Origin of the sequence: Streptosporangium sp. CA-135522 (genome assembly GCF_050949235.1) — a bacterium.
Lineage (GTDB): Bacteria > Actinomycetota > Actinomycetes > Streptosporangiales > Streptosporangiaceae > Streptosporangium.
Genome location: NZ_CP192026.1, coordinates 4,364,198 through 4,384,299, shown reverse-complemented (window position 1 = coordinate 4,384,299; position 20,102 = coordinate 4,364,198). Strand labels below are relative to the sequence as shown.

General features: G+C 69.3%; 24 protein-coding genes and 1 pseudogene. 11 read left to right on the top strand and 14 right to left on the bottom strand.

Annotation, left to right across the window (positions count from 1 at the left end; all coding sequences use genetic code 11):
* Positions 1–31: 31 nt before the first annotated feature.
* Complete coding sequence (locus tag ACQPYK_RS20300) at positions 32–778, top strand: aminoglycoside phosphotransferase family protein (protein WP_433257391.1); 747 nt, start codon at positions 32–34, stop codon at positions 776–778.
* Between the two features lie 70 nt (positions 779–848).
* On the opposite strand, the gene ACQPYK_RS20295 is transcribed toward ACQPYK_RS20300, so the two are convergent.
* Positions 849–992, bottom strand: a complete 144-nt coding sequence (locus tag ACQPYK_RS20295) for a hypothetical protein (protein ID WP_433257389.1) — start codon at positions 990–992, stop codon at positions 849–851.
* Between the two features lie 325 nt (positions 993–1,317).
* Between ACQPYK_RS20295 and ACQPYK_RS20290 the strand changes: the two genes are divergently transcribed.
* Positions 1,318–1,554 carry a hypothetical protein gene (locus ACQPYK_RS20290; protein ID WP_433257388.1) on the top strand — a complete coding sequence of 79 codons (237 nt, stop codon included), beginning with the start codon at positions 1,318–1,320 and terminating at the stop codon, positions 1,552–1,554.
* Between the two features lie 88 nt (positions 1,555–1,642).
* Positions 1,643–2,080: a hypothetical protein gene (locus tag ACQPYK_RS20285; protein WP_433257386.1), complete on the top strand. Its 438-nt coding sequence runs from the start codon at positions 1,643–1,645 to the stop codon at positions 2,078–2,080.
* Positions 2,081–2,432: 352 nt separating this feature from the next.
* On the opposite strand, the gene ACQPYK_RS20280 is transcribed toward ACQPYK_RS20285, so the two are convergent.
* Positions 2,433–3,617, bottom strand: a complete 1,185-nt coding sequence (locus ACQPYK_RS20280) for an MFS transporter (RefSeq protein ID WP_433257384.1) — start codon at positions 3,615–3,617, stop codon at positions 2,433–2,435.
* Positions 3,618–3,746: 129 nt separating this feature from the next.
* Between ACQPYK_RS20280 and ACQPYK_RS20275 the strand changes: the two genes are divergently transcribed.
* A complete protein-coding gene (locus ACQPYK_RS20275; RefSeq protein ID WP_358141526.1) occupies positions 3,747–4,097 on the top strand; it encodes an ArsR/SmtB family transcription factor in 351 nt (116 codons plus the stop codon).
* Between the two features lie 837 nt (positions 4,098–4,934).
* The gene (locus ACQPYK_RS20270) at positions 4,935–5,300 is read left to right on the top strand and encodes a DUF2809 domain-containing protein (RefSeq protein WP_433257382.1); all 366 of its coding nucleotides are present in this window, start codon (positions 4,935–4,937) and stop codon (positions 5,298–5,300) included.
* A gap of 136 nt (positions 5,301–5,436) precedes the next feature.
* Here ACQPYK_RS20270 and ACQPYK_RS20265 read toward each other — a convergent pair whose 3' ends face one another.
* From ACQPYK_RS20265 to ACQPYK_RS20250, 4 genes are all read right to left on the bottom strand, one after another.
* Positions 5,437–5,646 (bottom strand): hypothetical protein, encoded by a 210-nt coding sequence (locus ACQPYK_RS20265; protein ID WP_433257380.1) that lies wholly within the window; start codon positions 5,644–5,646, stop codon positions 5,437–5,439.
* A gap of 69 nt (positions 5,647–5,715) precedes the next feature.
* Entirely contained in the window at positions 5,716–6,105 is a 390-nt protein-coding gene (locus ACQPYK_RS20260; RefSeq protein WP_433257378.1) for a PPOX class F420-dependent oxidoreductase, read from the bottom strand.
* Between the two features lie 119 nt (positions 6,106–6,224).
* On the bottom strand, positions 6,225–6,797 hold the full coding sequence (locus ACQPYK_RS20255; protein ID WP_433257376.1) for a GNAT family N-acetyltransferase: 573 nt from the start codon (positions 6,795–6,797) through the stop codon (positions 6,225–6,227).
* A gap of 91 nt (positions 6,798–6,888) precedes the next feature.
* Positions 6,889–7,676, bottom strand: a protein-coding gene (locus ACQPYK_RS20250) for an IS5 family transposase (protein ID WP_433258856.1) whose coding sequence is annotated in 2 segments (ribosomal slippage) — positions 6,889–7,343 and positions 7,343–7,676 — 789 coding nt in all. Because the reading frame shifts where the segments join, the coding sequence is not laid out codon by codon here.
* A gap of 91 nt (positions 7,677–7,767) precedes the next feature.
* Between ACQPYK_RS20250 and ACQPYK_RS20245 the strand changes: the two are divergent.
* Positions 7,768–8,238 (top strand): annotated as a pseudogene (locus ACQPYK_RS20245) (DUF4865 family protein); the annotation flags it as partial.
* 197 nt (positions 8,239–8,435) lie between these two features.
* Here the strand turns inward: ACQPYK_RS20245 and ACQPYK_RS20240 are convergent.
* The 3 genes from ACQPYK_RS20240 to ACQPYK_RS20230 form a co-directional block, all read right to left on the bottom strand.
* The gene (locus tag ACQPYK_RS20240; protein WP_433257374.1) at positions 8,436–9,083 is read right to left on the bottom strand and encodes a LysE family translocator; all 648 of its coding nucleotides are present in this window, start codon (positions 9,081–9,083) and stop codon (positions 8,436–8,438) included.
* Between the two features lie 165 nt (positions 9,084–9,248).
* Positions 9,249–9,896, bottom strand: a complete 648-nt coding sequence (locus ACQPYK_RS20235; protein ID WP_433257372.1) for a LysE family translocator — start codon at positions 9,894–9,896, stop codon at positions 9,249–9,251.
* Between the two features lie 97 nt (positions 9,897–9,993).
* On the bottom strand, positions 9,994–10,407 hold the full coding sequence (locus ACQPYK_RS20230) for a DUF2000 domain-containing protein (protein ID WP_433257370.1): 414 nt from the start codon (positions 10,405–10,407) through the stop codon (positions 9,994–9,996).
* Positions 10,408–10,517: 110 nt separating this feature from the next.
* Here ACQPYK_RS20230 and ACQPYK_RS20225 point away from each other — a divergent pair, with 110 nt between their 5' ends.
* Complete coding sequence (locus ACQPYK_RS20225; protein WP_433257368.1) at positions 10,518–10,982, top strand: Lrp/AsnC family transcriptional regulator; 465 nt, start codon at positions 10,518–10,520, stop codon at positions 10,980–10,982.
* A gap of 93 nt (positions 10,983–11,075) precedes the next feature.
* On the opposite strand, the gene ACQPYK_RS20220 is transcribed toward ACQPYK_RS20225, so the two are convergent.
* Positions 11,076–12,458 carry an MFS transporter gene (locus ACQPYK_RS20220; RefSeq protein ID WP_433257367.1) on the bottom strand — a complete coding sequence of 461 codons (1,383 nt, stop codon included), beginning with the start codon at positions 12,456–12,458 and terminating at the stop codon, positions 11,076–11,078.
* A gap of 101 nt (positions 12,459–12,559) precedes the next feature.
* Between ACQPYK_RS20220 and ACQPYK_RS20215 the strand changes: the two genes are divergently transcribed.
* Positions 12,560–13,225 (top strand): TetR/AcrR family transcriptional regulator, encoded by a 666-nt coding sequence (locus tag ACQPYK_RS20215; protein WP_433257365.1) that lies wholly within the window; start codon positions 12,560–12,562, stop codon positions 13,223–13,225.
* Between the two features lie 135 nt (positions 13,226–13,360).
* Here ACQPYK_RS20215 and erm read toward each other — a convergent pair whose 3' ends face one another.
* The 3 genes from erm to ACQPYK_RS20200 form a co-directional block, all read right to left on the bottom strand.
* Entirely contained in the window at positions 13,361–14,200 is an 840-nt protein-coding gene (gene erm / locus ACQPYK_RS20210; protein WP_433257364.1) for an ErmE/ErmH/ErmO/ErmR family 23S rRNA (adenine(2058)-N(6))-methyltransferase, read from the bottom strand.
* 266 nt (positions 14,201–14,466) lie between these two features.
* Positions 14,467–15,561, bottom strand: coding sequence for a winged helix DNA-binding domain-containing protein (locus ACQPYK_RS20205; protein WP_433257362.1), 1,095 nt, complete (start codon positions 15,559–15,561; stop codon positions 14,467–14,469).
* Positions 15,562–15,743: 182 nt separating this feature from the next.
* Positions 15,744–16,541, bottom strand: a complete 798-nt coding sequence (locus ACQPYK_RS20200) for a GNAT family N-acetyltransferase (RefSeq protein ID WP_433257360.1) — start codon at positions 16,539–16,541, stop codon at positions 15,744–15,746.
* 168 nt (positions 16,542–16,709) lie between these two features.
* On the opposite strand from ACQPYK_RS20200, the gene ACQPYK_RS20195 reads away from it, so the two are divergent.
* The gene (locus tag ACQPYK_RS20195; RefSeq protein WP_433257358.1) at positions 16,710–17,684 is read left to right on the top strand and encodes a tyrosine-type recombinase/integrase; all 975 of its coding nucleotides are present in this window, start codon (positions 16,710–16,712) and stop codon (positions 17,682–17,684) included.
* A gap of 69 nt (positions 17,685–17,753) precedes the next feature.
* Here ACQPYK_RS20195 and ACQPYK_RS20190 read toward each other — a convergent pair whose 3' ends face one another.
* Positions 17,754–18,290, bottom strand: coding sequence for a GNAT family N-acetyltransferase (locus ACQPYK_RS20190; RefSeq protein ID WP_433257356.1), 537 nt, complete (start codon positions 18,288–18,290; stop codon positions 17,754–17,756).
* A 194-nt stretch (positions 18,291–18,484) separates the two neighbouring features.
* On the opposite strand from ACQPYK_RS20190, the gene ACQPYK_RS20185 reads away from it, so the two are divergent.
* Together ACQPYK_RS20185 and ACQPYK_RS20180 are read left to right on the top strand one after the other, a co-directional pair.
* On the top strand, positions 18,485–19,105 hold the full coding sequence (locus tag ACQPYK_RS20185) for an NUDIX hydrolase (protein WP_433257355.1): 621 nt from the start codon (positions 18,485–18,487) through the stop codon (positions 19,103–19,105).
* A gap of 338 nt (positions 19,106–19,443) precedes the next feature.
* A complete protein-coding gene (locus ACQPYK_RS20180; protein WP_433257353.1) occupies positions 19,444–20,094 on the top strand; it encodes a lysophospholipid acyltransferase family protein in 651 nt (216 codons plus the stop codon).
* Positions 20,095–20,102 lie beyond the last annotated feature (8 nt).

Genomic DNA, 20,102 nt, shown 5'->3' with positions numbered 1-20,102 from the left:
TGCCTCCGCACGCCTTGCCGAGCACGGGAACATGCACCACGTCGTGCTGTTCCCCGGCATCGCCGCCGTGCGTATCAGCAAGCGCCCCAGTGCCGCCGCCGAGCTGCCGCGCCGGGTCGAAATTCTTCGGGCCGTTGCGGCGGCCGGCCTGCCTTTCGCCGTGCCGGAGCCGCTGACTGCGGTGGCCACGTTCGGGGAACGTGCGGCCGTCGCGATTTCGTGGATCGACGGCGAGGGGCTGCCGGAAGGCATCGGGGACCCGGCGGCGTTCGGCCTGCTCTTGGAGGCACTGCGCGAGGTTGAGATCTCGCCGGAGCTCGAGGCCGTTCTCCACAGGCCGCGCCGGTATGTCGATGGCTTGGGATGGGCCGACATCCTGAACGACGAGATCATTCCGCGCCTGCCGGCGAAGTGGCGTGACGGAGTTCGGCAGCGGCTGGACACGCTGCTGGCGCTCGAGGAGGTCCCGGCCAGACTTGTCCACGGCGACCTCGGCGGCAGCAACTTCCACTTCGGCGAGGACGGCAAGCTGACCGGCGTCCTCGACTGGGACATGGCGATCCTGTCCGACCCGGCGATCGACGCGGCACTCGTCGCGGCCTGGCATCGCTGGAACGTCCTCCGGGCCGCTACCGACGAGGAGACCTACCGACGCGCCTGGGCCTGGAACGACGCGGTCGGGGTCGGGCACCTCCACCCGGTGTTCGCCGGCAAACCCTTGTCACGCGTCGACGGTCTCGTCCGGTCCGTCATCGCTTGGTTGGAGGAGCGCTGCTAATGCCATCCCTCCAGGTCGGGCCGGGGACGTGAAGTAAGGGGCCCGACGAGGAGCCGGAGCATCCCCTATGTCAGGTCCCGATGAGGACCGCCTCGATGAGGCCGCCGCACAGGTTCCCCCGCCGGGCGGCGGTACCGACCGCGCGTAGCACGGTCCTCAGGTCCCGGTCCGGGCGCTGGCCGATCCCCAGCAGCCCGGCATACAGCCGGATCACGCCGGAGGCGGAGGCGGCCTGCACCCGGTCCCGGTCGACGACGATCGCGGCGTCGGCCGCGACGATCCACGGCCTGCGCCCGAGCGCGGCGCCGTTGCCTCAAACTCACCCACGCTGAACCCGCCGGTGAGCAGCTGGAGCTGTTCGCGCCCGAGCCGGACGCGACCGATGCCGGGGGCGCGGCCGGTGCCTGACTGCTTGCAGGATCCCGGTGACCACGTTGGCGGTCCGGGATCCTGCTCTGTTATTGGACACGCGCCGCTCCCTGCCGCGCCGTCTTTGTGAGGACCGATGCAGGGGCTTCCGAACGGGCACGCTTCCCGGTATGAGCAGCCCACCACCCGACCCCGACGCACCGGCCGTGCTCGGCCCGGCTGCGCCACGGGACGCCATCACTGCTCGTGAGCTGACCGCGCAGATCCGCGCGTCCATCGCCGCAGTGGAACGCGCCGGCACGCTGCTGGCCGCGCGGGTCCGCCGTGCCCGCCAGGGCCGCATCCGGCGCGCTCGGCTCCGCCTCCTGGGCCGACTACGCGGCGGCCGAGTTCGAGATCGGGGTTGAGGAACAGCGGAGCAGCCGTTAGCCGCCTTGCACCAGATCTCCACATCAACTACGCAACAGGAACATACCGGCCTGCTTTGATAGCGCCGTGATCAAGCAAAGAAGGCACTCGACGGAAGCCGGCGACATTCGCTGGGCCTTCGGCTGCGGATTCCCCGTGATCATCGCCCTGGCGTTCGCGACCGCCGGAACCTTCTTCGAGATTCACCTGGTGGCTCGTGCGCACCTCTACTGCGCTGGTGACCTGAGCGCCGGAGAGAACTTCGCTGGATCCATCCGGGTAGTGAGCCGCCTCGTTCTCTTTCCGATCGTCTCGGTGGTGTCAGCACTCATCTCGCTGGCCTTCCAGCTACTCGCCCGACTGCCACGCCTGGCCGGCCGCATGTGGCTGGAACTCCTCCTACTGGCGCTCACCCTCGCCGTCTCGGCCGCCGGGCCGGTAGCCCTGACCCTGCACGACCTGGCCACCCAAGGCACGCCAGGCAACTGTGTCCTGCCCTGGTGGCCCTCCTGGCTGCCCTCCTAGAACGGGGTTGAGGAACCTGGGGACAGCCGTTGGCGCTGAGAACGATCTTGTGGTGTTGTTCCTGCTCGGTCGAGGTCCCGGCCCCTTTGCGTCGTGCAGCCTCGCCGCGAGTTGTCGGCAGGGTTTACGCCCTCGGTAGGCCGGGGTTTTGGCGGTGGGCCGTCGTACGGTGCGCGGGACCGGAATGGTGCGGGAACCGGCGCCGGGGCGGCGACCTGCGGTGATGCGGTTTTAGAGGTCAGGCAGGGCTGACGCACTGTCGGGCCGGCCCATCAGTGCCGAGGCCCCATGATCGTTCTCAGCGCCAACGGCCGTCCCCAGGTTCCTCAACCCCGGGGCCCCAACAGGGGCGTTACGCCTCGGCCTTCTCTGGGGTGGAGGGAGTCGGCTGAGGTGCTGCGGACGCATGGTGGCGTGCGGTTGTCAGGTGGTAGAGCAGCGCCAAGGTCGTGACACCGGCGGCTGGCAGCCCCAGCGCGGCGGGCACGATGGCAAACCACTTCTGGGCCAGTCCGCCCAGGCCGCCGCCAAGAGCTATCCCGACGTAGATGGCCGAGGAGTTGAGGCCGAGCAGGACCGGTGCTGCGGCCGGATTGAGGGCGATGAGTCGGTGCTGTTGGGGCACGACGATGACGCCCAGGGCCGCGCCCCAGATCGCGGCCCATGCCAGGGTGGACACGAGCGTGACGGTCGCCGCCGAAGTGAGGGCAAGGGCGACGGCGGCGATGGTGAGGGGACCGGTCAACACGTGCGCGGGGTCGTGCCGGTCGACCAGCCGTCCGGCGATGATGTTTCCGGCCAGGACGCCGATTCCCCAGGCCAGCAGGATGACGGTGAGCAGCGATTCGGAGCCGCCGGTCGCATCCTGTAGGGCCGGGCCGATGTAGGTGTAGAGGGTGTAGGCGCCGAGGAAGACCAGCGTGGTGACGGCCAGCAGCGCGAGGACCCGGCCCTGCTTGAGCGGGCGCAGCCGATCGCTCAGCGACGCGGCGGGGAGCGTCACCTTGGGCAGGCCGGCGGCGATCCCGAGGGCCGCGACGAGGCCGATCCCGGCGACGGCCCACATGGTGATGTGCCAATCGGTACGGCCGATCAGCGTGCCGAGAGGAAGACCCAACGCCGTCGCCAACGTGAGGCCGCCCAACACAAAGGCCAGGGCCCTGCCTCGGCGTTCCGGGGGTGCGACGGCTCCCGCAGTGCTGGAGGCGGCGGAGTTGATCATCCCGGCCCCGACCGCGGTGACAATGCGGGCGATCATCACCACCTCGTAACTGGCGCCCAGGGCGGTGACAGCGTTGCCGACCACGAAGATGCTCAACGCGATCAGCAGCGCGGTCCGCCGGTCCAGTCCACTGGTGAGCGCGCCCATGACGGGCGCCGACAGGGCCATCACCAGGGCGAACACCGTCACCAGCTGCCCGGCGGCGGGAGTGGAGACCTGCAGGTCGGTGGCGATGGCGGGGAGCAGGCCCGCGATGACGTAGCTGTCGGTGCCGACGGCGAAGGTCGCCAGGGCCAGCGGAAGAAGTCGTTTCAACACCGGGTGGTGCCGCCTTTCCAGAGGAACCTCAGAAGTACCGAGGGGAACCCTAGGCAATATATTGATGCTTGTCCATGTATCCATAGGTTGGTAGCGTGGCGTGTGTGCGAAACACAGGGGGCGGCGATGCGTGAGGTGTCACAACCGGCGACCGAGGCCATCCGGCTGGTGGAGGTGCTGCGCGCGCTTGCCGATCCGGTGCGGCTGGACCTCGTCCTGCGGCTCGACCGGATGGGTGAGGACTTCTGCAACGCGATCGGCGCCGAAATCGACGTGCATCAGACGACGCTGTCGCACCACTACCGGGTGCTGCGTGAGGCCGGCGTGACGTGGACGAAGGTGCAGGGCCGATCCCGGCTGGTACGGCTGCGCCGAGAGGACCTCGACGCACTGTTCCCCGGCCTGCTCGACTCTGTACTGAGCGCACAGCGCCGAACACGCGATACCACGACCACCGGCACCGTCGAGGCGCCGTAGACCCGGGCTCCCCGGCGCCCGCTCACAACGTGCGATAGACGCAAGCGAGCCCGCTCCCCGATATCCACTCCCCAGGTCACGCGAGGGCGTTAGCCCAGATGGCCGGGGCCAAGCAGACTGGTGACCTCTGCGATCGCCTCCGGCGTGGGATGGAAGTATCGGCGGAGGTTCTCAGTCTTCTTGTGTCGGGACTTGGCCATCAGCATCAGCAGGACAACTTCCGAGATTGCGCAGCGGCACCCGGATGACCTCCCCCTCACCAAGGTGCTCCCCGACAACGGCAGGTCGGCGACAGTCCCGGCCCACAGCTCCAAGATCGACTCATGGCCGGTTTTCCCCGTATCTCGGCTGGACCCGGATGGCAGTCCCCGACCTTCCTCCATAGCTGCCGACCCCGCCGTCGACAAAGCCCTAGGTCCAGATGGAGCGGCCCGAGCGGAGCGAGGGACGACTACCTGGAGGTGGGGCGAGCGACGGCCATACTCGGCAACGAGGAAGGCCAAAGTGGGGGGCAGACCAAGTAAGCCAGAAAAGGGGCAGACCGCAGGTCAGGGGCCGTTCCGGTGGTTGAGAGCTGATCTCAGTGCTGGTCTTCCGGAAGCGAGTGCTCGACCTCGTCCCCCGATGCGGTGGGCTCTGGCGTCGATTCAGGGGGTTCAGCCCACATAAGGTCAAAACCCAATTCGGTGGATCATGAACAGGTGTTGGAGTGCTTTTCCTCGCACCACGCGGGCACTGTTTCATCTGGTCGGGCCTCATTCCGGATGTATCGTCAAGAGACGAGCTCTACGGTCAGGTTCGTCCTGATCGTTGAGATTCGGAGAAGATGTCAATCTCATGCGCCGTGCCATGGTCCTTCTGGGTGGCGTCGCCCTCGCCGTCGGCGCGTTCGCCCTCTTCTACCGCGGCCCGGGACAACCGTTCATCCGCGGTTACGTGAGCGACGTCGGCGCCACCATGCTGGTCTACGCGTTCTTGGGGCTGCTGTGGCGCACCACCGCCGCACGCCGCACCCTGGCCACGGCCGCGATCGCCGCCGCCGTCGAGTTCTACCAAATAATCGGCATGACCCCGCCGGGCATCGGCGGTGTCCTGGTCGGCGCGTTCCCCGACCCCTGGGACCTGGTCGCCTATGCCATTGGTGTGGTCGCGGCCCTGGCCTGGGAACGCCGATCGGTCCGATCCGGTGATCAGATCGGCTGACTCTCGGACTCCACCCCATCGGCACGCTGACGGTATGGATGCCCCACAGCGGCGAGGTCATCGGGTTCGTCCTGCGCGGCGGCCAGCCGTTGCAAAGCAGGACGAGGTCCGGCCCATATAAGCCCAATACCCACATTCACCAGGTGTTGCTCGCCGGCGAGGAGCCTGAGGGGCGGCGCGCGGCGGACACGGGTTGATGTGCCGGATAAGAGACCGTTATCGCGTACATCGCCGCCTTCACGTTGCCGCCGACCAGCGGCAGCGTGAAGGCGACAGCCGGACGACTTCGGCACGCTATCCGGTACATCGCCCGACTGGCCCGGCCGGACATGATGACGACCTGCATGATGCGACGGCGCGGTGTGTTTCTTCCGTACTCCGGCCGCCCCGGGTGGAGACGATCCGCCGCAAGTGATCACACCGTCCGGCTTGCCCGCGCCCCGCCCAGCCCCCATGAGACGATCTTGGTCGGAGTGATCCTGATGATCTCTCGGGAGAGGCCGGGCAGCGGCGGCTCCTGGTCCGTCAGCGCCTCCGCCTTGCCCCGAATCTCGATACCCCGCGGCGCCCACGGCTCGACGGCAGCCAGGTCGTCCACGACGAACGCGACCGTGCTGCCCTGCTGGACGTTCCGGAACTTCTTCGACTTGCCCAGCGCACCCCCGCCGATCACGATCGTGCCGCCCTCGGCATCGACGAAGAAGTTGGTCGGGTTGTTCTGGACCTGACCGTTGGGCGAAACGGTGGCCAGCCGCCCGATGGGCTGCGTGGCCAGGTAATCGAGCTCAGCTTGAGTGAAAATCATGTGCCGACGGTACCGAGGCCACTCGCCCTCCGCATCGGTCACTCCTACTTAACGGAGCCAGCCCTTTGACAGGGGCGCGCGTCTAAGAGCTTCTAACAAAATGAGGTGTTTCGGAGCTCTTAGCGGGCTGGAATCGGCATGGCCGACGGCTGCCACTCTCGCCTGAGCAACCCGAACACCCACGAGTCGGACACCTCGCCGTTTACGACGCAGTCTTCCCGCAACGTCCCTTCACGTACGAATCCGATCTTCTCCAGAACCCGGGCAGATGCCACGTTGCGCGTATCGGCTTCGGCCTGAACACGATTCAGGTCCAGCGTGTCGAATGCCCACCGCAGCAACGCGTGCGCGGCCTCCGTCGCGAAGCCGCAGCCCCACATCGCCTCATCGAGGCAGTAGCCCAACGACGCGCTGCGGTAGTCCGGGTTCCATCCGGTCAAACCACACCAGCCAACGAAGGCCCCGTCAGAAGCACGGTCGATGGCCACCCGCGCCCCGGTGCCTTCGTCCGCTATCTTCCGGCACATCGCGATGAAGCGCTCGGCGCGGGCCCGTTCGGTCCACGGCGGGGAGTCCCAGTAGCGCATCACGTCGGTGCTGCTGTGCAGCGCGAAAAGGCGGTCCGCGTCGGCGTCGGCGACGGGCCTCAGTCGCAGGCGAGCGGTGTGCAGTATGGGGGTGGCCAAAGTCATGCGCACCATCTTGCGTCCTCAGAGGGCGGGCAGACCACCGAATATCCGACCCCGGTCCGGGTCTCACGACTAAGAACTTCTAACCGAATGATCAGCGGGCGAGGCGCCGCCAGCAGATGATGGCGGCGCCGAGGGTCATGAAAGCCTCGTGGATGTCATCGCGGATCTCCCAGCGGATACGCAGCCGACCGAACCAGTGCAGCAATGCGATGGTCTGCTCGATCACCCACCGGTGTACGCCCAGGCCGGAGCCGTGCCCGCTACCTCGGCGGGCGATCACCGGCTTGACGCCGGTGGCCCAGACCAGCCGCCGGTATTTGTCGTGGTCGTAGCCTCTGTCGGCGTACAGCACCTTCGGCCGTCGGCGGGGGCGGCCACGCCGCCCGCGCACGGGCGGAATCGACCGCAGCAGCGGCATCAGCTGGGTGACGTCGTTGCGGTTACCTCCGGTCAGACTCAGCGCCAGGGGGATGCCGTTGCCGTCGGCGATCACATGATGCTTGGAGCCCGTCTTCTCACGGTCGACCGGGCTCGGACCCGTTTTGGGCCGCCCCTCAGCGCCCGGACATGGGAGCTGTCGATCACCGCCTTGGACCAGTCCAGCCGACCCGCGGCGTGTAACTCCGCCAGCAACAGCTCATGCAGGCGCTGCCAGACCCCCGCGGCGTGCCAGTCCCGCAGCCGCCGCCAGCAGGTCATCCCCGACCCGAAGCCCAACTCCTGGGGCAGATGCTCCCACGAGATCCCGGCATACAGCACGAACAAGATGCCCGACAGCACCCTGCGGTCCTCCAGGCGCTTGCGCCCGGGGTGATCGGCACGACGAGGCACCACCGGCAACAACGGCTGTATCCTCGCCCACAACTCATCCGGAACCATCCATGGCGGCTGCGTGCCCTTCCTCACGCCCGAGATCAACCCGGGAGCGATCACCCGTATTCCTAGATCATTTTGTTAGAAGTTCAAGGCGTTCCTCATCCGCGAGCGTGGAAGCGACGGCTCACCCGTCAACCAGTACGCCCCCTTCTACCTGTGGGCCGAGACCGGTGGAATGAACCGTTTCCTGTGGGGTGGGGCCGGATTCGGCGGCATCGTCGAGGACTTCGGCCGCCCCGGAGTCCGGCACTGGACGGGCGTCGCCCTTGAGCGGGGACCGGCCCGTACGGCCCTCCCCCGCGCGGCCACCCGCCGTACCGATCCGATCGCACCCGGCGCGGACCCCACCGCCGCCGTCGAGCGGGCACTGGGCGAGCTCCAGGCGCAGACCCGCGTCGAGGGCGTGCACACCGGCGCACTGGTGGTCGATCCCCTCCACTGGGAGCTGGTGCACTTCACCCTCTGGGAGCACGCCGTTCCGGAAACGGCGGCGGGAGACCGCTACGAGGTGCTTCACCTGTCCGCCCCGGGTCTGGACGGGATGGGGACCGGCCGACACTGGTGACCTTCGTTCCACCGGGCCTGCCGTCCTGCGTCCCACCGGGCCCGGACCGGTCAGGGGCCGCGGACGAACGCACCGAGGCCGATCCGATCGAGGCCCTCGACCGGCGCTCTCCCTCCGCACACGGTTCGTGAACGGCGTGTCGCCCGGGCGGCCCGGTCGGACCTGGCCTTCACCTCGTATCAGGTGAAAGGCCGCTCTCAGCCGGATTCCACCGCCAGGCGGATCCCGAAGCCGATGAACACGATGCCGGTCACCTGCTCCATACGGCGGCGGACGATCGGCCGGGCGAGGCCGCGCCGCATGAGGCTCGCGGCGAGGACCACGAGCGCGAACCACGCCACGCCCAGCAGGTTGTGAATGGTGACCAGAAGCAGAGTCGCCGGCAGTACGGGAACATCGGCGGGGACGAACTGCGGCAGCAAGGTCATGTAGATGACCCCCACCTTGGGGTTGAGCAGGTTGGTCACGAACCCGGTGCGCATGGTCGCCAGCGCCCGGACGGGGGCGTCACCCGAGCCGTCCCCGGGCTCGGCGAGCCCCGCCGGCCCGGTGGACGCGGAGCGGCGGGCCTTCCACAGCGCCCGCGCACCGAGCCACATCAGGTAGGCGACACCGGCGATCCGCACGGCGGTGTAGGCCGCGTCGGAGGCGGCCAGCAACGCGGTCAGGCCGAGCGCGGTGGCGACTCCCCAGACATAGCAGCCGAGGTTGACCCCCAGACCCGCAAGGAAGCCCGCCCTGTGCCCCGAGGAGACCGTGGTGCGCAGCACGATCACGGTGTCCGGGCCGGGCGAGACGGTGAGGATCAGCGCGACGACCGTGAAGGCGAGAGCGGCGGCAAGCATTCCAGAAGTGTAGATTCCCGGCGGCGTCTCCCCGGCGGCGGGTGGACTCCGCCGTCCTCGCTGTGGGACTTTCCGCCACGCTCACGCCGGTCCCACCGGGGGCCGGCTCCCCTCCTCGCGATCACGACACGATCCGGCGGCGCTCACGCGGCGCTCACGCGGCGCTCATGCGGCGATCACGGCACGCGAGCGGTCGGTGGCGATGCGCAGCGCGAACCCCGCCAGCGCGGCACCCATGAAGTAGCGCTGCACCCGCATCCACAGCGGTCGCCGCCCCATGAACGCCGCGATCGATCCCGCGGACAGCACGATCATGCCGTTGATGGACAGGGCGATGACGATCTGGGTCAGTCCGAGAGCGAGGCTCTGCGTGGCGACGTCACCGCGCGCCGGATCGACGAACTGGGGAAGCAACGACACGTACAGAATGGCGATCTTGGGGTTGAGGAGGCTGGTGACCAGCCCCATCGAGAAGAGCCGTCGCGGCGGATCCTCCGGCAGCGCCTTGGGCGTGAAGGCCGACTGCCCGCCCGGACGCACCGTCTTCCACGCCAGCCACAGCAGGTAGGCCGCGCCGGCGAGCTTGATCACGGTGTAGACGGCGGGCACCACGGCGAAGATCGTCGCGATGCCCGCCGCGGTCGCGACCAGGTAGACCAGGAAACCGGCGCCGACACCGGTCAGCGAGATCAGCCCGGCCCGGCGTCCTTGCGCCACCGACCGGGAGATCAGATAGATCATGTTGGGTCCCGGGGTGAGGACCATTCCGAGGGCTATCGCGGCGATGCCGAGGAGAGCGCTGATAGAGGCCATGGGGGCATACTCCTGCGTTCACGCGGATGGTTGAACGGCCAATTTCGCAAAGTGGCCTTGAACGCTCGGGCATGCGAACGCTCATGCGTGCGAACGCTCATGCGTGCAGCGGCAGCCGCTTGGTCAGCGCGGTGACCCGGTTGCGCGGGCCGAACACCGCCACCGCGACGTAGTCGACGTCGCCCGCGGGAGTCACGGCCAGCGCGTCGAGGTAGTCACCGTAGTCGCGGGCCCGGCGAGCCACCTCGTTGAAGCCGACCGCGACCAGATCTTCCCGCGTCCGGGCCTTGTCGTGCAGCTCGCGCAGTTGCTCGGCGGAGGCGGTCAGCACGGGCACCGGGTGCGGATTCAGCCCGGCGTGCACCTCCCCCGAGGCGTCCTTGCCGTCCGGACCGACCGGATGCGACAGCCGTGCCCCCAGACTCAGCCCGACCACGGCGGCGGCGTTCACCGCCAGCGCCGGCTCCAGGCCCTCGCGGACCACCAGCACCAGCTTCGTCGTCAGGGTCACCCCATGCTCCTTCCGAATGAACAGTGATATGCCATTGAAGCTAGCCAGACGTGCGGACCACACCACCTGAAAACGAACATTCGATTGGAACCGATGCCAGAATCCCAGTCATGGACGAACTTGATACGGAGATCATCCGGCTTCTCCAAACGGATGCGCGCCAGTCGAACCGGGAACTGGCCCGCAGGCTCGGAGTCGCCCCTTCCACCTGCCTGGAGCGGGTCCGCGCGCTCACCCGGCGCGGTGTGATCCGGGGCTATCACGCCGACATCGACCATGCCGCGCTCAACCGTGGCGTGCAGGCCATGGTCTCGGTCCAGGTGCGCCCGCTGAGCAGGGCCGTCATCGAGACCTTCAAGGACTCGGTGGGCGCCCTGCCACAGGTGCTGAGCGTCTTCGTCCTGGCGGGCGGCGACGACTTCCTGCTCCATGTCGCCGTACAGGACCTGGACCACCTGCACGCCTTCCTGCTGGACCAACTCAGCCAGCGCCGCGAAATCGCCGGTTTCCGCACCTCGGTGATCTTTCAGCGGGTCCAGAACACCGTCCTGACCCGGCTGCCGGATCCGACCTGAGCACTGTCCCGCCGGTGGAGGTCACGAGCGGCCCGCTGGACCTCCACCATCAAGATATTTTCATCAAATGCATAAATAAATGAACTTTCTAGTTCAATTAGCTGAACGAGCTTTTGCGGGAAGGAACCAGGTCAGCACGGCGACGACGAGCGCGACCCCGGCCGCGGCCGCACCGCCGGCGAAGGCGCGTGAGACACCGTCGGACACCGAGGCTCCCCCGGCGAACAGGGTCAGCAGTACGGCGAGGCCCAGCGAACCGCCGACCGACAGGGACGCCTGCAAGACGCCCGAGGTGATTCCGGCGTCCGCCGCGGGAGTGTCGGACAGGATGATGACGTTGAAGGGGACGATGGCGGTACCGGCGCCCACGCCGAGCAGCAGCATCGGGCCGAACACCGCCGTCAGATACCCTCCGCCTCCATCCGATCCGGCCAGCCAGAGCGTGCCGGCGAGGACGAGGACGAGCCCGGCCACTCCCGCCGCCCGGGGTCCGACCTTGGCCAGGAGCTTGGCGGACGAACGGGCGGCGACCAGCAGCGACAGCCCGAAGGGCAGGAAGGCCAGGCCGGTGGCCAGCGGGTTCAGGTGCAGGGTCCGCTGCAGGAACTGCGTGGTGAAGAACAGGAAGCCGGTCAGGACGAACGCCAGCAGGACCAGGTTGACGAACGAGCCCGCCCTGGCCCGGTGGGCGAAGATCCGCAGCGGCAGCAGGGGCGTGGCCGCACGGGACTCCAGCAGCACGAAGGCGGCCAGCACCAGCACACCGGCGACCAGCGCCACCAGCGCGGCCGTGTCCCGCCAGCCGGCCTCGGCGACCCGCACGAAGCCGTAGACCACGGCGGTCATGCCCACCACCGACAGCAACGCCCCCGGCAGGTCGAGCGCGCGGCCGCGCGGCGGCGAGTCGGAGGCGTCCAGCACCCGGGCGCCCAGTGCCACGATGAGCAGCCCCACCGGCACGTTGACCAGCAGGGTCCAGCGCCAGTCGGCCACCCAGACGAGCACGCCGCCCAGCACCATGCCCGTCGAGGCGGCCAGCCCGGTCACGGTCGAGTAGGTGCCGAAGGCGCGCTGTCGCCGGGCCCCGTCGAAGGCGACCGACAGCAGGGCGAGCCCGGCGGGCCCCGCCAGCGCCGCGCCCGCACCCTGGAGCACCCGCCCCGCGATCAACCAGCCGAGATCGGGGGCGAGCCCCGCGAGAAGGGAGGCCGCGGCCAGCAGCCCGGCGCCGGCGAGGAAGGCGGCACGGTGGCCGAGCAGGTCGCCGAGACGACCGCCGAGCAGCAGCAGGCCGCCGAACGCGAGCAGGAACGCGTTGATCACCCACGACAGGGCCGCGGCGGACAGGCCGAACCCGGCCTGCAGGTCCGGCAGCGCGACGGCCACGATCGTGCCGTCGAGCTGCAGCATGAACTCGCAGCCCACGATCGCGGCCAGCACCAGGCCCTCTCGAGCCGGTGGCGCCTCTACGGTCATGACGTTCTCCCATCCAGAATTTACCTTTGAGTGCATGAGTATGAACTCAAGAGTTCAAGCTGGCAAGTTCAAATGGATGGTCATCGAGGTAAGCTAAATGGGTGACCGACAGCACAGCCCCCAGCAGAGGGCGAATCGACAAGCGCGCCGCGATCCTGGAGGCGGCCGTGAAGGTCTTCGCCCAGGAGGGATACGCGCAGGCGGGAGTCGACACCATCGCGGCCATCGCCGGGGTGGCCAAGCCGACCGTCTACAACCACTTCGGTGACAAGGAGGCGCTCTTTCGCACGGTGATGCGGGACGGCGCCGAGCGCACCGCCGCCAAGATCGTGGCGGCGTTCGCGACGCTCCCCGACGACGGCGTCGATCTGCCCGGCGAGCTGACCAGGGTCGCCCATCTCATGGTGGAATGCCAGCTCAGCGATGAGGGCTGGGCGTTGCAGCGGTTGCTGTACGCGGAGGCGGCGCGCCTGCCCGACCTATACGACGAGGTCGTCTCGCGGGGCGGCACCCCGGCGCTCAACGTGCTGGCCGGGCGGCTGGCCAGCCTGGCCGGCCGCGGCCATCTGGAGGTTGGCGATCCGATGGTGGCCGCCACCCAGTTCATGGCGCTCGTCTCCGGCAACCTGCCCGCGCTGTCGGCGCTGGGCACCCGCCCGGTCAGTCCCGAGGATCTCGACTCCACGGTCCGCACCGGCGTCGCCACCTTCCTGCGCGCCTTCGCCGTACCGAGCAGGCGCAGGAAGGACACGGCCGCCCCGCGGTGAGGCATGGCCGGCGCCCCCCGGGGTGGGCCGGGACACCCCGGGGCCGATCCGGGGCCTCTCCGGATCCGGACCCTCTCCAGGTCCGGGGCCGATCCGATCGCGGCCGGCCCCGGGCTCTCTCATCTCACCGGCGGGTCATCCGGTGCGGTGCAGGTGGCCGAACAGGGTCAGCCACTGGTCGGGGTGGACGAACGCCACCACCGTTCCGGGCAGCACCCCTGCCGCCTCGCACGCGGCGTCCACCCGGTGCGCGGGGTGACGCGTTCTCAACGAGGCGTGCAGCGAACCGCCGACCCCGGCGAAGCCGTACTCGACGAACGCGTCGTAGGCGGCCAGCGACTCCGGGGGCAGCAGGGCCACGGACCGCCGCTCGATGCCCAGGACGGCCGAGTCGACCACCGGTACCGGGCGGAAGCTCTCCCTGCCGATGAATCCCAGCAGACTCCAGGAATGCTCCGGCCAGGTCCGCACGGTCAGCAGGCTCCAGCGGTCGAAGTCGCCGGTGCGCTTGCGCGCGTACTCCAGTTGGGTGACCAGCGTCGCCGAGGTCAGCGTGGGCGCGGCCAGGCACCATGCGACGATCTTCGAGGTGATCGCGTAGGGGATGTTCCCGACGACCGCGAACGGCTCGCGAGGAGCCCGCGCCTTCAGGAAGTCCCCTCTGACCACCTTGATCCGACTCTCGCCACGGGTGCGGGCGGCGAGCCTGCCCGCCAGCAGCGGGTCGATCTCGTAGGTGATGACCTCCTTGCATGTTTCGGCCAGGGCACGGGTGAGGACGCCCTCGCCCCCGCCCGGCTCCAGGATCAGCTCGTGCGAGCCGGCGGCTTCGGCCACCCGCCGCACGGCGGACGGATCGATCATGAAATTCTGCGAGAAGACACGTCTGGCCTGGTCACGGCCAGTACGGCCGCCACCGTTCTTGACTCGCTTCTGGGTGTGTGAGTGGTCTCCGTGCGCGAAGGACTGCGCCATAGCTGTCGCCCTTTCGGGTCCGAGATGAACAAGGTCTCGGAGGCCCTGGGCGCACGCATCGGGGACGCGCGGATGAGAGGGAGCGTCCCTTCAGCGGGCCAGAGCCCGGCCGCCGCGGGGACGCGCCACGAGAAGGCCCACCATGAAGGGGTCGGAATACATGCACATGTTGGGAACGGTACGGACCGTCTCGCTGGCCGCGCAACTTCTTTTCGGGAACCGAGCGGTTCTTTTGGGCGATCCGCGCCTCACCGCCGGCGGCGCGGTCAGCCGAAACGGACCTCCCGGACCGTCGCCGACGCCGCGACGAAGTCCAGCATGCGCATTCCCTCTTCCTCCAGCGCCGCCTGCTCCCGCGCCGTCACCGGCTGGAACAGCTCCACCTCGAGCACCGCCTCGCCCCGCTTGGCGGTCACCTTCCACATGCCCCGCACGAACCCGTCCACCAGCACCGCCGCCCTGATGATGCCGTTGACCGTGAACATCCTGCCGCGATACTCGTCCGCCATGATCCGGGTTCGGGTCCGCTCGCTGAACGACAGCAGCATGTTGTCGAACTCCGACAGGTAGCGCACCGGAGCGGGGGCGTCCGGGCCGGGCCGGGAGGCGTCGGGCAGATCGACCAGCTCCACGCCCTCCTCGGTCACGAAGGACCGCAGGTCCATGCTCCGGGCGACCTCTCCCAGCCGGGTCATGCCCGACCACTGCTGGATGTCCATCACCGCCGCCGGACCGTAGGCGGCCAGGTAGCGGCGGACCATCTCCTCCAGCGAGGCCCGCTCGTTCATGGGACGACCCAACCATGCCTCCGTGCTGGTGTGGGCGGGCTGTCCTCCCACCCCCCAGATACCCCGGGGCGGGACCTGCACCAGCGCCACCGTGTTGCGCACACCGTTGACCAGGTCGGCCCCGGCGCGTTCCGGCCACCGCTCGCGCAGGCGCTCCCCGAGCTCGCGGAAGGTGAGGGGCTTCTCCTCGACCATGGCCCGTCCGGCGGCGGCGAGCTCGTCCAGGTCCAGCCCGGCCAGTCTCTTGCCGTGACCGCCCAGCAGCCCGCGCATCAGCATCGGCTGCAGCAGCGGGCGCAGGCTCAGGCAGTCGTCCGCCGTGACCAGGTGGATGGTGGAACGCATCAGGGCCAGCCGCACCACCTTGCGCTCATGCAGCAACCGCGCCAGGTCCTCGTGGCCGAACTCGGCCAGGCGGCTCCACAGTCCGATGTAAGGCGGATTCGGCGCTTGTGCCTGCATGCCGTACAGGTGCCGGATCGCGTCGAAGGCCGGCAGCTCCGCCCGGGTCAGCAGCAACTGCCGGTCCAGGGTGGCCCGATTGAGCGCACGTCTACTGAGCACCTCGGGCATGTACGTCCTCTCCTCGGGCTTTCCTCGGCCACATCTTAGCAGAATGGAATAGTCTATTCCGAGATATCCGGTGAGCACCGCTTGACCTCGACGCACAGGTCGACCTCTACCGTCCCTGGCTGACGGCATGACCGGCCGACCCGGATCCGCGACCGGCTGACCGAACGGCTCACCCCTGCCCCTCAGACGGTCGGAGGCACCCACATGTAGGGCGTCGTCGTCGCGATCGCCTCCAAGCCGAGCCTGGACAGGATCGGGCGGCTGTCGTCAGAGGCGTCCACCTGCACCAACCGGAATCCCCGCTCCACCGCCAGGCCTGCCCGATAGGCCACCATCGACCGGTAGATCCCCTTGCCCCGCCACTCCTTCAGTGTCGAGCCGCCCCACAGCGAGACGAAGTCGGTGCCCTGGTGAAAGCGCATCCACGCCGCGCACACCACCCGCTCCCCCGCCTCGGCCAGCACCACCGCGCACCGGTCACCCGGCCCGGCGATGTCCCGCTCCAGGAGGTCGGGCAACCAGCTCCGATCGGCTTCCCAGACGGTCTCCTCCATCTCCCGGATCCGCTCCAGATCGCTCCGCCCGGCCACCTCCCGTAACCGCACTCCCTTGGGCGGCGCCGGAGCCGCCGCGAGTCCGGCCGTCTCACCCACCATGACGGTCTCGCGCTCCTCGGGCTCGAACCCGGCCGCGACCAGCCGATCGGGCAGGTCCACCGGCAGGTCGTAGTCGTGGTACTTCCATTCCACCGGCCGCCCGATCTCGGTGAAGAAGTCACGCTGGCCGGCGATGAACGCGTCCAGCTCCACGCCCTCCAGCCCGCCCAGATCCCGGTAGGTCACGAATCCCTGCCCGTGTCCGTCGGACACCACCCGCAGCACCGGTCCGATCCGCTCGGCCGTACGGCCGGGCATCGGCCTGCCCCGCAGTTGCTCGTCATAGGCGCGAAGATAGGCCGAGGCCCGCGATGAGATGTTCATTGCGACCACCCAATCACACAGCGAGACCCCGGTGACATGGAGCCGCCGGCCCGGTCCGGTCCGGCCGTCGATGTGGCGGCGACGGCCCGTCACCCTCGCGGGGGCGTCGTGTGAACCGAACGAGTTTCTTTACAATGTAGATCAATAATAATGGATAGGGTCGTCCGGGTGAGCGTGCCAGTCGTCCCCCAGTCGCCCCGCACCGCCGTCGAGCCCGCCCGCGATCCCTACCGGGTGTATCTCGACTCCCTGTCCAGCGCCGAGTCCCGCCGCGCCATGCGAGGCTGCCTGGACCGCCTGGCCGCCCTCGTCTCCGGGGACGAGGTCTCCTCCGGAGCGGGCCAGCCCTGGCACCTCCTCCGCTACGAGCACACGGTGCGCATCCGGGCCCTCATGATCGAACGCGGCTGGTCCCCCGCCTACGTCAACAAGCACCTTGTCGCGCTGCGCAGGGTGCTGCGGGAAGCCTGGCGGCTCGGGCAGATGACCGCCGAGGAGTACCAGCGCGCCGCCGACCTGCCGACCGTCGAGCACACCCGCCTGCCCACGGGACAGCACGTCCCGCCCGAGGTCGTCGGTGCCGCACTGGCCGCGTGCGACGCCGACGACTCCCCCGCCGGGGTCCGCGACGCCGCGCTGCTGGCGGTGCTCTACTCCACCGGCTGCCGCCGCGCCGAGATCGCCGGGATGACCCTGAGCGACTACGACTCCGGATCGCGCTCACTGCGAGTGCGCGGCAAGCGCGACAAGGAACGTCTGGTCTACCTGACCGCCGAGGCCGTCGGCCGGCTGGAGCGCTGGCTGGCGGTGCGGGGGCGCCCGGCGGGAGCGCTGTTCTCCCCCATCGGCAGCACCGGACGGCTGCGGATCAGGGACGGCGGGCCCGCGGCCATGACGGGACAGGCGATCGCCGACATCCTGTCCAGGCGGCTGGCCGAGGCGGGAGCCATGCCGCGCACCCCGCACGACTTCCGGCGCACCTTCATCGGCGAACTGCTCGACGCCGGCGTGGACCTGGCCACGGCTCAGGCGCTCGTCGGCCACTCCTCCCCCGCCACCACCGCCCGCTACGACCGGCGTCCCGAACGGCGCCGCCGTGAGGCCGTCGACAAGATCACTCTGCCCGCCCCCAGACCGCTGTGACCGACGGGCCGGCCCCGGCGGAACACGGTGACGGGAACGCCCCGGCACGCGGCCACGGCGTCGAGACGCTCACCGCCAGGCGTCGCGGCCGATGCGGTACAGCACATGCGGCCGGAGCGGGCTGTCGACGGGCACCCGGGGGTGATCGAAGTCGTCGGCCGGGTCCCTGGTCATGCCGAGGCGTTCCATGACCGCCCGGGAACGCAGGTTGGCCACGGCCGTCATGGAGACGATCTCGTCCCGCCCCGCCGGGCCGAAGCCGTGACGCAGCGCCGCCCGAGCCGCCTCGCTCGCGTAGCCGTACCCCCAGGCGGATCGAGCGAGCCGCCAGCCGACCTCCAGCGCCGGGGTGAAGTGTGCCTCGAACGTCTGCCACGCCAGCCCGGTGAACCCGACGAACTCCCCGGTGGCACGCACCTCCAGTGCCCAGAGCCCGTAGCCGTGCCTGTCGAACCCCGACTCGATCCGATCCACCATCGCATCGGACTGCTCGCGGGTCAGCGGGGCGGGGAAGTGCTTCATCACCTCGGGGTCGGCGTTCAACGCCGCGAACGGCTCCCGGTCGGCCTCCCGCCACCTGCGCATGATCAGACGCTCGGTCTCCACTGAACCTCTCCCCGGGTCGTCGGCTCTCGCCCTGGCCGTACTCCATGGATCATACGAAAACGGCCACCCGGCCGCGTCTCACCGCCATCGCACCACCGCCATCGCACCACTGTCCGGCCACCGCCTCGCCGGTGACGCCGGGCGCCCCGGGGGCGCGGCGCCCGGCATCCGGCGTGTGTGCGATTCTGGCCGCCATGGCCCTCCTTCCCCCCTCCGGCGAGCTTCGTTCCCACATCGTCGCGAACCTGGCCGGATTCCGGCGGCAGGGCGCCCTCCCCCTGGCCGAAGGGCTGCGGCACGCCGCGGTCACCGTGTGCGTGCTGGAGGATGCCGGGCGCGGGCCGTACACGATCGTGATCAAAAGGGGCGCCTACGGCCGCAACCCCGGGCAGTGGGCGCTGCCCGGCGGGAGGCTGGAGGAAGGTGAGGACGCCGTGACGGCGGCGCTGCGGGAACTGGCGGAGGAGGCTTCGATCCAGGAGGCGGAGGTGGCCGGGCTGCTCGACGACTTCGTCACCGACTCCGGATTCGTGATCACCCCGGTGGTGGCGTTCGGCGGGCGGCAGCGGCCCCGCCGGGACCCCCGCGAGGTGGCCTCCGTCCACCGGGTGCCGCTGGAGCGGTTCATGGCGCCGGGGGTGCCGCGCTGGCGGATCGACGAGGAGGGACGGAGCCTGCTGCAGATGCCGCTGGGCCCCTCGATCGTGATCCACGCGCCCACCGGGGCGATCCTGTGGCAGTTCGCCGAAGTCGCCCTCAAAGGGCGTGACCTGCGGGTGGCGGGGGTGGCCCAGCCCCGCTGGACACGCCGGTGACCCGATCTGGAATAACCAGCGGCGGACGTCGGTTACAGTAATCGTGCCGATGTGGTTTGTGTCCCCCGGGCCGCAAATTACCGCCTTCACGGAATACCGTTCGGCTGGAGCCGTGTTGTGCCTCTCGCCGAGGAGGCGACCGCCACATCGGCACTAAACGTCTCGCCCCGCGGGAGCCCAGGCTCCCGCGGGGCTTTTGTTTTCAGGTTTCCCCAAGAAGACGGCCGTAGCTTTGGAGGAGAACTACAAACCTGACGGCCCTGCTTGTGCGGGTGCGCACACCCGCCGATCGTCAGGCCACCACCTAGTGTGGTGAACCCGTCTCATGAGGAGAGCCCGTGCTCTATCGCCTGGCCAAGATCGTCAGCGCTCCCGTTCTTCGCCTGCTGTGGCCCACCGAGGTCACCGGGGCGGAGCACGTGCCCGGATCGGGGCCGGCCATCCTGGCCTCCAACCACCTGTCCGTCCTCGACTCCACCTTCCTGCCGATAGTGCTGCCGCGCCAGGTCAGGTTCGTGGCCAAGGCCGAATACTTCACCGGCAACCCGGTCACCGCGGCGTGGATGCGAGCCACCGGCCAGATCAGCATCGATCGGCAGAGCCCCTCCTCCGCTCAGGACATGCTGGACGCGGCCGCGCGGGTGCTGGACGACGGTGAGCTGTTCGGCATCTACCCCGAGGGCACCCGCTCCCCTGACGGCCGCCTCTACCGGGGCAAGGTCGGGGTCGCCTGGCTGGCCCTGGCCACCGGGGCGCCGGTGATCCCGGTGGCGATGAGCGGTACCGACGCGGTGCTCCCGATCGGCGCCTCGCTGCCCAAGCTGGGCCGGGTGGGGGTCCGCATCGGCAAGCCCCTGACGTTCTCCGGTTCGCAGACCAGCGCGCGTGACCGGCGCCAGGTGACCGACGAGATCATGGCGGCGATCCAGGAACTGTCCGGGCAGGAGTACGTGTCGAGCTACGCGCACAGCAGCAGCTTGGACAAATGATCATTAAC

What these genes read in the sequence shown, in the direction of transcription:
- ACQPYK_RS20300 (WP_433257391.1), top strand. Translation starts at nt 32, where the DNA reads ATGCACCACGTCGTGCTGTTCCCCGGCATCGCCGCCGTGCGTATCAGC.
- ACQPYK_RS20290 (WP_433257388.1), top strand. Translation starts at nt 1,318, where the DNA reads ATGAGCAGCCCACCACCCGACCCCGACGCACCGGCCGTGCTCGGCCCG.
- ACQPYK_RS20275 (WP_358141526.1), top strand. Translation starts at nt 3,747, where the DNA reads ATGCGTGAGGTGTCACAACCGGCGACCGAGGCCATCCGGCTGGTGGAG.
- ACQPYK_RS20270 (WP_433257382.1), top strand. Translation starts at nt 4,935, where the DNA reads ATGCGCCGTGCCATGGTCCTTCTGGGTGGCGTCGCCCTCGCCGTCGGC.
- ACQPYK_RS20265 (WP_433257380.1), bottom strand. Translation starts at nt 5,646, where the DNA reads ATGCAGGTCGTCATCATGTCCGGCCGGGCCAGTCGGGCGATGTACCGG.
- ACQPYK_RS20260 (WP_433257378.1), bottom strand. Translation starts at nt 6,105, where the DNA reads ATGATTTTCACTCAAGCTGAGCTCGATTACCTGGCCACGCAGCCCATC.
- ACQPYK_RS20255 (WP_433257376.1), bottom strand. Translation starts at nt 6,797, where the DNA reads ATGACTTTGGCCACCCCCATACTGCACACCGCTCGCCTGCGACTGAGG.
- ACQPYK_RS20240 (WP_433257374.1), bottom strand. Translation starts at nt 9,083, where the DNA reads ATGCTTGCCGCCGCTCTCGCCTTCACGGTCGTCGCGCTGATCCTCACC.
- ACQPYK_RS20235 (WP_433257372.1), bottom strand. Translation starts at nt 9,896, where the DNA reads ATGGCCTCTATCAGCGCTCTCCTCGGCATCGCCGCGATAGCCCTCGGA.
- ACQPYK_RS20225 (WP_433257368.1), top strand. Translation starts at nt 10,518, where the DNA reads ATGGACGAACTTGATACGGAGATCATCCGGCTTCTCCAAACGGATGCG.
- ACQPYK_RS20220 (WP_433257367.1), bottom strand. Translation starts at nt 12,458, where the DNA reads ATGACCGTAGAGGCGCCACCGGCTCGAGAGGGCCTGGTGCTGGCCGCG.
- erm (WP_433257364.1), bottom strand. Translation starts at nt 14,200, where the DNA reads ATGGCGCAGTCCTTCGCGCACGGAGACCACTCACACACCCAGAAGCGA.
- ACQPYK_RS20205 (WP_433257362.1), bottom strand. Translation starts at nt 15,561, where the DNA reads ATGCCCGAGGTGCTCAGTAGACGTGCGCTCAATCGGGCCACCCTGGAC.
- ACQPYK_RS20200 (WP_433257360.1), bottom strand. Translation starts at nt 16,541, where the DNA reads ATGAACATCTCATCGCGGGCCTCGGCCTATCTTCGCGCCTATGACGAG.
- ACQPYK_RS20185 (WP_433257355.1), top strand. Translation starts at nt 18,485, where the DNA reads ATGGCCCTCCTTCCCCCCTCCGGCGAGCTTCGTTCCCACATCGTCGCG.